12 protein-coding genes and 3 tRNA genes are annotated in these 10,154 nt (G+C 66.1%); 12 read left to right on the top strand and 3 right to left on the bottom strand.

The genetic code is table 11. The annotated features are described in order from the left end of the window. Nucleotides 1-116: 116 nt before the first annotated feature. Nucleotides 117-1,541 carry a sugar porter family MFS transporter gene (locus tag AC10QF_RS19995; RefSeq protein WP_188248742.1) on the bottom strand — a complete coding sequence of 475 codons (1,425 nt, stop codon included), beginning with the start codon at nt 1,539-1,541 and terminating at the stop codon, nt 117-119. 194 nt (nt 1,542-1,735) lie between these two features. Here AC10QF_RS19995 and fdxA point away from each other — a divergent pair, with 194 nt between their 5' ends. Continuing rightward, nucleotides 1,736-2,059, top strand: a complete 324-nt coding sequence (gene fdxA, locus AC10QF_RS19990) for a ferredoxin FdxA (RefSeq protein ID WP_005409054.1) — start codon at nt 1,736-1,738, stop codon at nt 2,057-2,059. A gap of 198 nt (nt 2,060-2,257) precedes the next feature. Here the strand turns inward: fdxA and AC10QF_RS19985 are convergent, their stop codons facing one another. Together AC10QF_RS19985 and dapA are read right to left on the bottom strand one after the other, a co-directional pair. Next, complete coding sequence (locus tag AC10QF_RS19985) at nt 2,258-2,773, bottom strand: hypothetical protein (RefSeq protein ID WP_005416115.1); 516 nt, start codon at nt 2,771-2,773, stop codon at nt 2,258-2,260. 32 nt (nt 2,774-2,805) lie between these two features. Then, nucleotides 2,806-3,699, bottom strand: a complete 894-nt coding sequence (dapA, locus tag AC10QF_RS19980; RefSeq protein ID WP_111178445.1) for a 4-hydroxy-tetrahydrodipicolinate synthase — start codon at nt 3,697-3,699, stop codon at nt 2,806-2,808. A 164-nt stretch (nt 3,700-3,863) separates the two neighbouring features. Here dapA and AC10QF_RS19975 point away from each other — a divergent pair, with 164 nt between their 5' ends. The 11 genes from AC10QF_RS19975 to AC10QF_RS19925 all read left to right on the top strand — a co-directional run. Continuing rightward, nucleotides 3,864-4,424, top strand: coding sequence for a glycine cleavage system transcriptional repressor (locus AC10QF_RS19975; RefSeq protein WP_005409051.1), 561 nt, complete (start codon nt 3,864-3,866; stop codon nt 4,422-4,424). Between the two features lie 79 nt (nt 4,425-4,503). After that, the gene (locus tag AC10QF_RS19970) at nt 4,504-4,983 is read left to right on the top strand and encodes a peroxiredoxin (protein WP_049411307.1); all 480 of its coding nucleotides are present in this window, start codon (nt 4,504-4,506) and stop codon (nt 4,981-4,983) included. A gap of 84 nt (nt 4,984-5,067) precedes the next feature. Then, complete coding sequence (locus AC10QF_RS19965; protein ID WP_494542739.1) at nt 5,068-6,468, top strand: PhoH family protein; 1,401 nt, start codon at nt 5,068-5,070, stop codon at nt 6,466-6,468. Then, the gene (locus AC10QF_RS19960; protein WP_111178439.1) at nt 6,465-6,971 is read left to right on the top strand and encodes a hypothetical protein; all 507 of its coding nucleotides are present in this window, start codon (nt 6,465-6,467) and stop codon (nt 6,969-6,971) included. The genes AC10QF_RS19965 and AC10QF_RS19960 overlap by 4 nt, the downstream gene beginning before the upstream one ends. 12 nt (nt 6,972-6,983) lie before the next feature. Further along, nucleotides 6,984-7,652, top strand: coding sequence for a YoaK family protein (locus AC10QF_RS19955; RefSeq protein WP_111201580.1), 669 nt, complete (start codon nt 6,984-6,986; stop codon nt 7,650-7,652). 127 nt (nt 7,653-7,779) lie between these two features. Further along, nucleotides 7,780-8,589, top strand: a complete 810-nt coding sequence (gene thiD, locus AC10QF_RS19950; RefSeq protein WP_069137894.1) for a bifunctional hydroxymethylpyrimidine kinase/phosphomethylpyrimidine kinase — start codon at nt 7,780-7,782, stop codon at nt 8,587-8,589. Beyond that, nucleotides 8,586-9,512, top strand: a complete 927-nt coding sequence (locus tag AC10QF_RS19945) for an alpha/beta hydrolase family protein (protein ID WP_494542738.1) — start codon at nt 8,586-8,588, stop codon at nt 9,510-9,512. Before thiD ends, AC10QF_RS19945 begins: the two co-directional genes overlap by 4 nt. Continuing rightward, a tRNA-Arg gene (locus AC10QF_RS19940) sits at nt 9,503-9,579 on the top strand. The genes AC10QF_RS19945 and AC10QF_RS19940 overlap by 10 nt, the downstream gene beginning before the upstream one ends. 58 nt (nt 9,580-9,637) lie before the next feature. Further along, a tRNA-Arg gene (locus AC10QF_RS19935) sits at nt 9,638-9,714 on the top strand. A 32-nt stretch (nt 9,715-9,746) separates the two neighbouring features. Continuing rightward, nucleotides 9,747-9,823 (top strand) — tRNA-Arg (locus AC10QF_RS19930). A 77-nt stretch (nt 9,824-9,900) separates the two neighbouring features. Continuing rightward, nucleotides 9,901-10,154 (top strand): hypothetical protein (locus AC10QF_RS19925; RefSeq protein WP_494542737.1); only part of this gene is annotated, 254 nt, incomplete at its 3' end.

Raw genomic sequence — 10,154 nt, 5'->3', positions numbered from 1 at the left:
GTTGGCGCCATGGATGGCGCCATCGAGCCCCCATGGATGGGTTCACGGCGTGTCCTGGATCGGCTGGCCTGCCGCCTCCCTACGAAAAAAGGAGGCGCAGAAACACAGGCCGGCCGTCAGCCTTCCATCTGCTCCAGCTCCTTGCCCTTGGTCTCGCGCACGTAGCGGACCACGAAGACGATCGAGAGGATCGCCGCGACGGCGTAGATGCCATAGGCGCCGGCCAGGCCGATGCCGGCCAGCAGCATCGGGAACGTCACGGTGATCGCGAAGTTCGAGGTCCATTGCGCCGCACCCGCCACCGCCAGCGCCGGGCCGCGGATCTGGTTGGGGAACATCTCGCCCAGCATCACCCACATCACCGGGCCCCAGGACATGTTGAAGAACACCACGTAGACGTTGGCTGCCACCAGCGCCAGCCGCCCCATGCCATCGGACAGCTGCAGGCGCCCATCGACGAGGCTGCCGCTGGCAAACGCCACCACCATCAGCACCAGCGCCACCGACATGCCGACCGAACCGATCCACAGCAGCGGCCTGCGCCCGATGCGGTCGATCAGCAGTACCGTCAGCAGGCAGGCACCGATGCTCAGCGCGCCGGACAACACGTTGATCAGCAGCGCGTCGCTTTCCGAGAAACCCACCGCCTGCCACAGCACCGCGCCGTAGTAGAACACCACGTTGATGCCGACCAGCTGCTGGAACATGGCCAGGCCGATACCCACCCAGAGGATCGGGCGCAGCTTGCCGGTGGCCTTGTTGCGCAGGTCGCCGAAGCGCGGCTTGTGCTGGTCCTGGGCCAGGCTCGCCTCGATCTCGGCCTGCTTGGCGGTGGCCGCGGCCTCGCCGTACAGCCGCGCCAGCACCGCCCTCGCCTGCCCCTGGCGCCCCTTCAACACCAGGAAACGGGGGCTTTCCGGGATCACCAGCAACAACAGGAGGAACAGCCCCGAGGGCAGCACCTGCATCCAGAACATCCAGCGCCAGGCCTCATGGCCCAGCCACAGGGGCTCGGTCGAGGCGCCGGCGGCACGCGCCAGCAGGTAATTGCTGAGGAAGGCCGCAAACAAGCCGCAGATGATCGCCATCTGCTGCACCGTGGCCAGCCGGCCGCGGTAACGCGCCGAGGCGACTTCGGCGATGTAGGCCGGTGACATCACGCTGGCCGCGCCCACCGCGAAACCGCCCAGCACGCGGGCGGCGATGAACAGCCAGGACGCGTGGGCCGCGCCAGCACCGAGCGCCGAGACAAGGAACATCAGCGCTGACACGATCAGGACACCGCGGCGTCCCAGGCGATCACCCAGCCACCCGGCCAGGAAGGCGCCGATCGCGCAGCCCAGCAGCATCGAGGCGACTTCGAAACCGAGCGCCGCCTCACTGGAGTTGAAGGCCTGGCGGAGGCCATCGACCGTGCCATTGATGACACCACTGTCGAAACCGAACAGGAATCCACCAAGGGTGGCCACGCAGCTGATCAGGACGATGAATGCAGTGTTCTCACCGCCATGGGGCGCGGTGCTGGGCTGGGTTTGGGACATGGACGATCCTGCTGGGAAGGGAGTCCGGCCACGGTGGGCGACCGAGTGCCCCGCAGCGTCGCACAGCCCCCGCCGTGCCGCCAATGACTCCCACGGTCGCGCCTGCCAGACGCCCGTTCTCCGCCCCGCGCCGACACCGGGGGCCAACCTGTTCTAGAATTGGCAGGTTCAGGAATCGATCCACCCCCAAGCCCATGCCCTTTGTCGTCACCGAAAACTGCATCAAGTGCAAACACACCGATTGCGTGGAAGTGTGCCCCGTGGATTGCTTCCACGAAGGCCCGAACTTCCTGGTGATCGACCCGGATGAGTGCATCGACTGCACCCTTTGCGAGCCGGAGTGCCCGGTCAATGCGATCTTCCCGGAGGACGATGTTCCTGCCGGACAGGAAGGCTTCGTTGCCCTCAACGCCGAGCTGGCGAAGGAATGGCCGGTGCTGACCGTGCGCAAGGACCCGCCCGCCGACGCCGGCGAATGGGATGGCAAGCCGGACAAGCTGAAGCTGCTGGAGCGCTGAGAAGCGCCCACGGCGGTAACGAAAAGGGCGCCCATGGGCGCCCTTTTCTGTTCTTCGGCAGACCCCAACCGTGCGCTCCGGCAGGTGCCAACCGCGCAACCTGGTAGGTGCCAACCTTGGTTGGCACAAAAGCGCCGACCAAGGTCGGCCGCTACCAGAGCGGGTGCGGACCAAGGCCCGCAGCCATCCGACCAGCCCTTACTGGGCGAGCTTCGCCTTCAGCGCGGCGATCAGCTTCACCGGCGCTTCGGCGGTGGCCGGCAGGCCACGCGGGTCAACCGCGGAGATGTAGGCGCCGGCATCGACGGCCACTACGCGGACCAGGAAGTTGCTGCCCTCGTAGGCCACGTCGTACGAACCCAGCAACTGCGCGCGGCTGGCGATGGTCACGCCCTCCACGCCTTCCAGTGCGGTACCGACCTTGGCGAAGGCTTCATCCTTGCCACCGGCAATGGTGAAACCGGTGCTGCCGGCTGCCGGAGCCGCAGCAACCGGCGCCGCCGGCTTGGTGGCCGAGGCCAACGTCGGCACCTTGTTGTCGGTGGTGGCATTGGGCAGGTTCAGGTCCGGCGGCACTTCCAGCGGACGCATTTCCGGGGCCAGGGCGTAGTCGCCCTTGGCGCCGCGCTTGAAGCAGCCGGTGGTGCCGGCAGCGACCGCCACGGCAAGCAGGGCATAGGACAGCACGCGGACGGTGGAAACGGATTGACGCATGTGAATCTCCTGGGTCAGACCAAGACGGAAGGTCAGTGGCTGGAAAGGGCTTCGAGGGCGGCGATGTCGCCGGCAAGATGGTCGGCAGCCGGATGATGCGCTGCCGACAACGGCAGCAGTGGCAGGCGCAGGTCGTGACCGATGCCGATGCGGCGCAGCAGCGCCTTGACCGGGATCGGGTTCGGTTCGACGCCGCAGAAATCATGGAAGGGATGCAGGCGCGCATCCCACGACGCGGTGGCTTCGTGGTCGTGTGCGGCGGCCAGCTCGCACATCCGGCGGTAGGCACCGGGAAGCACGTTGGAGCCCACTGAGATCAGGCCGTCGATACCGGCCTGGATCGAACGCGCGGCCGTACCGTCGTCACCGCTGAGCACGGCGAACTGTGGGCCGCGCAGGGCGAGCAGCGCCTGCACCCGGCCGGTGTCACCCACCGCCTCCTTGATGCCGACGATGTTGGGGTGGCTGGCCAGCTCGGCCACGGTCTCAGGCTGCATGTCGCAACCGGTACGGCCGGGCACGTTGTACAGCACGACCGGCAGCCCGCCCTGGTCGGCCACCGCGCGGTAGTGCGCGATCAGGCCTGCCTGGGTGGGGCGCACGTACGGCGGCGTGACCACCAGCGCGTGGCTGGCGCCGAGGGCGGCGGCACGACGGGTCTGTTCGATGGTCTTGGCAGTGCCCGAAAGGCCGGTACCGGCCAGAACCGGAATGCGGCCGCCGATGCGCTCGACCGCGCTGGCCAGCAGCAGATCGTACTCGGCGTCGGTGAGCGTTGCCGCTTCGCCGGTAGAGCCGGCTACGACAACGCCATGGACGCCACCTTCCAGTTGCAGGTGCAGCAGGCGCTGCCAACCGTCGGGATCGAGGGCGCCGTCGGCCCGGAACGGGGTCGCCAGCGCGGTGATGAGGCCGGAAAGGGACAAGGACGTGCTGCTCTTGGCTGGGAAGGGAAAACGCCCGCCACGAAAGGCCGGGGGCGACTTGAATGTTACTTGCGGCGCGAAAGCACGGGCAAGTATGCTGGACACCGGTGGATCCCCGCCTCTGGCGGGCATTCAGACTAACGCATGCATTACCCGGAATCGCCTTGACCGACACCACCCCGCGCCCCGCGCCGAGCGAAAACCACCTCCTGATCAACGCCTATACGACGCATCCGGAGTCCCCCCTGCTGTCCGTCACCCGCCGCATCGCCGACAGCGGCTGCAATCTGGTGGATGCACGCCTGGCCACGGTCGGCCGCGATGTCTCGGTTACCGCCCTGGCCACCGGCTCCTGGGACTCGGTGGCCAAGCTCGAGGCGATGCTGACCCGGCTGGAGCGCGAGGAAGGCCTGAAGCTGGTCTGGTACCGCACCGCCGCCAAGCAGGCGCAGTCCAACCTGCTGCCGTACATCGTCGAAGTGATCGCCGCCGACAAGCCGGGCATCCTGTTCCAGCTGGCCGATTTCTTCGACCGCCAGGGCATCACCATCGAGAACCTGCAGAGCACGCGCTACCGCGCCATGCAGACCGGTGCGGAGATGTTCAGCGCACAGGTCACCATCGGCGTGCCGGCCAACATGCACATCGCCGCGCTGCGCGACGATTTCCTCGAGTTCTGCGACCACCTGAACCTGGACGCGATCATGGATCCGATGAAGTTCTGATTCTTCGCGCGTCTCTCACGGGCGCGTGGCGTTTCATGTAGCTGTAATGGCAAGAACCCAGGCTCGACAGAAGGACCTCATGAACAACGGCGACACCCTGGACAGCACCACCCTCTCCCTGCCACTGGCCCTGTCCGGCGGCGACCAGGCCACCCTCGGCGACTATGCCGGCCAATGGCTGGTGCTGTACTTCTATCCCAAAGACAGCACCCCGGGCTGCACCACCGAAGGCATCGACTTCAACGCCCTGCTGCCGAAGTTCAGGAAAGCCGGCGCCGTCGTGCTGGGCGTCTCGCGCGACTCGGTGAAGTCGCACGACAACTTCTGTGCCAAGCAGGGCTTCAACTTCCCGCTGGTCAGCGATGGCGACGAAGCGCTGTGCAGCGCCTTCGACGTGATCAGGATGAAGAACATGTACGGCAAGCAGGTACGTGGCATCGAACGCAGTACCTTCCTGATTTCCCCCGACAGCCGCATCGTGCAGTCCTGGCGCAAGGTCAAGGTTGCCGGCCATGCCGATGCCGTTCTCGCCGAACTGAAGGCCTCCCAGTCCAAGTGAGTCCCACTGCCTACTGTGTCTGCCATCACCCTGCCCCGCAGCAGGCCGTGGTGGTTTTTCCCTGTCCGTAACCAGGAATCGACGATGACCCGAGGCAAGCGCATCTACGTGCTGGATACCAACGTGCTGATGCACGATCCGACCGCGCTGTTCAAATTCGAGGAGCACGACATCTACCTGCCCATGCAGGTGATCGAGGAACTGGACAACGGCAAGAAGGGCACCTCCGAAGCGAGCCGCAACGCCCGCCAGGTGAGCCGCTTCCTCAACGAGCTGGTGCAGGAATCCGGCCTGGACAACCTGGCCGACGGCATTCCGCTGCAGCGCCCCAACGGCCTGCAGCTGCGCGGCAAGCAGAGCGCCGGCAAGCTGCGCTTCCAGACCAGCCATTTCGACGCAGGCAAGAGCTTTGGCAAGGTCATTCCGGACAATGCCATCCTCGGCGCGATCCTGGCCCTGAAGGAAGAAACCCCCGACCTGCCGGTGGTGTTCGTCTCCAAGGACATCAATCTGCGGATCAAGGCCGCCATCGCCGGCATCGTGTCCGAGGACTACGAGAACGATCGCGCGCTGGACGATTTCAGCCTGCTCTACACCGGCGCTACCGAGCTGCCGGAAGACTTCTGGAAACGCCACGGCGATGACCTGCGCAGCTGGAGCGACAAGGGCCGCTCGCATTACGAAATCCAGGCGCAGGACGGCGAGGAGTGGTATCCGAACCAGTACGTCTACCTGCCAGGCGAGGATGAAGTCGAGCTGCGCGTCAGCCGCGTCGTCGGCGATGGCAAGGTGGTGCTGTCGCTGGTCGATGATTTCCGCCACGGCAGCCACGCCGTGTGGGGCATCAGCGCACGCAACCGCGAGCAGAACTTCGCCCTCAACGCACTGATGGACCCGGAGATCGACTTTGTCACGCTGCTGGGCACCGCCGGCACCGGCAAGACCCTGCTGGCACTGGCCGCCGGCCTGGCGCAGACGATGGACCAGCAGCGCTACCGCGAGATCATCATGACCCGCGCCACGGTCAGCGTGGGCGAGGACATCGGCTTCCTGCCCGGTACCGAGGAAGAGAAGATGACGCCGTGGATGGGCGCATTGACCGACAACCTGGAAGTGCTCACGCACAACCAGGAAGGCGGCACCTGGGGCCGCCAGGCCACCAACGACCTGCTGGCCAGCCGCATCAAGATCCGCTCGATGAACTTCATGCGCGGCCGCACCTTCCTGTCACGCTACCTGATCCTGGACGAGGCGCAGAACCTCACCCCCAAGCAGATGAAGACGCTGATCACCCGCGCTGGCCCCGGCACCAAGATCGTGTGCCTGGGCAACGTCGAGCAGATCGACACCCCGTACCTGACCGAGACCACCTCGGGCCTGACCTACGCGGTGGACCGCTTCAAGAACTGGCCGCATAGTGCGCACATCACCCTGCGCCGTGGCGAGCGTTCGCGCCTGGCCGATTACGCTTCGGATGTGTTGTGAACCGCTGCACGCGCCTGTTGTTGCCCACGGCTGCGATCACCCTCGCCGCCGTGCTCGGTGCCTGTACGACCACGCGCGGCCCGGCCAGCGTGCCCACCGCCGAGCGCACCGGCCAGTCCTGGGTGGTCACCCGCCCGATCATCGCCGCGCAGGTGCTCGACACCTGCTCGCGCCCCAGCCCCGGCCGCGAGGCCGGGCGGGTGTCGGGTTACTGGGCGCCCAGCCGGCAGCAGGTCGACCAGCTGGAGGCGAGGCTGTCGTCGCTGGAAGCGCAGGTCCCGAAGGTGCTGGACTTCGACCGCCAGTACGTCGGCATCGAAAGCGCCGGCAAGCGGCTGATCTACATCAACGCCTTCCACCTGCCTGACGACAGCGGCGTCAATCCGGCCCGTGAAGCGATCCGCGTCTGCGATGGCGGCGCACAGTTCTGGGGCGCCGTGTTCGACCCGGCCAGCAACACCTTCAGCGAGCTGCAGTTCAACGGCGGCTTCGGCGGGCCCTGAGGGGCCTCGCCGATGGGAATACGCCTGCCCACCTGGGTCTGGATCGGCGCGGTCGCCCTCTCGTGCGTGGCCGGCATGGTCAACGTGGTCGGCTTCCTCGGTTTCGAGCACCAGGCGGTCAGCCACATGACCGGCAGTACCAGCCAGCTCGGCATGGCACTGGCCCAGGGTGACTGGCGCGCGGTCGGCCACCTGTGGGGCCTGCTGATCGCGTTCTCGCTGGGCGCGATGCTCAGCGGCCTGCTGATCCAGGACAGCACGCTGCAGCTGGGCCGGCGCTACGGCGTGGCACTGGCGCTGGAATCGGCTCTTTTGCTGGTGGCCATTCCGCTGTTTGAAGAGCACCAGATCTGGGGTGCACTGGCCGCTGCCATGGCCTGCGGCCTGCAGAATGCAATGGCTACCACCTTCAGCGGCGCGGTGGTGCGCACCACCCACCTCAGCGGCATGTTCACCGATCTCGGCATCGGCCTGGGCCACCTGCTGCGCGGGCTGCCGTTGCAGGTACGACGACTGACCCTCAGCGGCCTGATCATCAGTGGCTTCCTCGCCGGCGGCGTGATCGGCGCCTGGCTGTTCACGCGCTGGCAGTACGACGCCCTGCTTGCTCCCGCCCTGCTCACCGGCCTGACCGGCCTGGGTTATGTGGTGTACCAGCAGTGGGCGCGCTGGCGGCATTGAGGGCCGCACTCTGGGGGTCAGATCCCTTTTCCTGCGGAAAAGGGACCTGACCCCGCCTGACGGATCAAAGGCATCCACGCATGGCGTGGATCTACCTTCCCCCGCCGGACCACGGCACAATCGCTGGATGAGCCCGACCACTCCCGTATCTGCCCTCACCATCGCCGGCTCCGACTCCGGCGGTGGCGCAGGCATCCAGGCCGACCTGAAGGCCTTTGCAGCACATCGCGTGCACGGACTCTCCGCGATCGCCGCACTGACCGCACAGAACACCCGTGGCGTCATCGCCGTGCACGTGCCGCCGATCGATTTCCTGCGTGCACAACTGGATGCCTGCTTCGATGACTTCGACATCCATGCGGTGAAGCTGGGCATGCTGGCCAACACCGAGGTGATCAATGCCGTCGCCGATGCGTTGGAGCGCCATCGCCCGCCGCACGTAGTGCTGGACCCCGTGATGGTCGCCACCAGCGGCGCGCGCCTGCTGGAAGACAGCGCTCTGCAGGCAATGCGTGAGCGGCTGATCCCGCTGGCCACGCTGATCACCCCGAACACGCCGGAAGCGGAGCTGCTGGCCGGACAGAAGATCGGCAACGGCGATGACGCCGAACAGGTGGCCTCCGCCCTGCTCGACCTGGGTGCCGGTGCGGTGCTGCTGAAAGGTGGACACCTGCAGGAAGGCAACCGCGTAATCGACCGCTACTTCAACGGCGTGAGCAGCGAAGAATTCATCCACGCCCGCCTGCCGGTGGATGCACACGGCACTGGCTGCACGCTGGCCTCGGCCATCGCTGCACAGCTGTGCAACGGCCTGAGCCTGGCCAACGCCTGCGAAGCCGGCATCGACTACGTTGCGCGCGGCCTGCAGCAGGGCTATGCCCCCGGCCGCAGCGAGGTACTGGTGCTCGACCACTTCGGCGCGGCACCGCACGCATGAACCTGACGCCGGCCCTCCTTCCAGTGCAGTGCAACGACGGGCATCGCTACGAAGTGATGGCCTGCATGCCCGCACAGCCCATCGCCCGCTTGTTGTGGCTGCCAGCGCTGGGTGTGGCCGCGCGCCACTACCTGCCGCTGGCACAGGCGCTGGCAGCGAAGGGCGTGGCGGTCTACCTGCATGAGTGGCGCGGCAACGGCAGCAGCTCACTACGCCCGTCGCGCGCGCAGGACTGGGGCTATCGCGAGGTACTCGAGCAGGATCTGCCGGCCAGCCAAGCGGTCATGGCGGCCGCCGACGAGGAAGCAGGCCCCCTGCCCTGGATCATCGGTGGCCACAGCCTGGGCGGGCAGCTGGCCTGCGTGCACGCCGGCCGCAACCCTCTGCACTTCCATCACTTGTGGTTGGCGGCCAGCGGCTCACCGTTCTGGCGTGGATTCCCGCCACCGCGCGGCTGGCTGCTGCCACTGGTCTACCGCTTCCTGCCGTGGATCGCGCAGCGCCAAGGCATGCTGCATGGCCGTCGTCTCGGATTCGGTGGCACCGAAGCACGCGGACTGATCGCCGACTGGGCGCGCGTCGGCCTGAACAACCACTACGCCGCCGCGGGCATGGGTGAAGACCTCGACGCACAGATGGCGCGCGTGCACGGCAGCGCCCAGGCCGTGCTGATGGAACACGACTGGTTGGCCCCGACCGGGTCGATGCAGGCGTTGCTGGCAAAGCTGCCGAATGTGGACGCGAAGCTGCGCGTGCTGTCCGCGCAGGAACTGGGCACGCGCGCCGATCACTTCGCCTGGCTCAAGGCACCGGATGCCGTGGCGGACAGCTTTTTCATTCAGTTGGATGAAAATTTTCACAAAACTGTTGACGGTGTGCGCCGACATCCGCATAATTCCGCTCCTGTCGCAGGGCGCCCGTAGCTCAGTTGGATAGAGTACCTGGCTACGAACCAGGCGGTCGGGAGTTCGAATCTCTCCGGGCGCACCACTCGACAGGTTTTCAGCATCCGCCGCTGGAAATGTTTTAAAATTTGATTGTGTACCGCGCGCCCGTAGCTCAGTTGGATAGAGTACCTGGCTACGAACCAGGCGGTCGGGAGTTCGAATCTCTCCGGGCGCACCATACACAGTCGGCACAACAAGTTTATGTAATTGGCGCCCGTAGCTCAGTTGGATAGAGTACCTGGCTACGAACCAGGCGGTCGGGAGTTCGAATCTCTCCGGGCGCACCATTACACCGAAACAGCAGGCCTCGGCCTGCTGTTTTTTTATGCGTGTTTTTCGGCAGGGCTGCGCCCTGCACCTGCAGATGCTTCAAGCCAAGGCAACGGCAACGGCAACAGCAAAAGCTGGCATTCCGAGGGATGGCGGGGCGGCATGGGCAGGCAGGACACGCCGTAAACCCATCCATGGGGGCTCGATGGCGGCATCCATGCCGCCAACGGTCCTGCCTGCCCATGCCACCCCACCTCTGACAGATTTCAGCGATCTGATGGATCCACGCCATGCGTGGATGAATCTCCATCGAGTTCGAGTATTTCGACAATTGATCGAAGAGCATCC

This window comes from Stenotrophomonas maltophilia complex sp. Om-AH-Sm3 (assembly GCF_059337855.1).
Note: the sequence above shows the minus strand (reverse complement) of the source record. Positions and strands in the feature narration are given on the sequence as shown.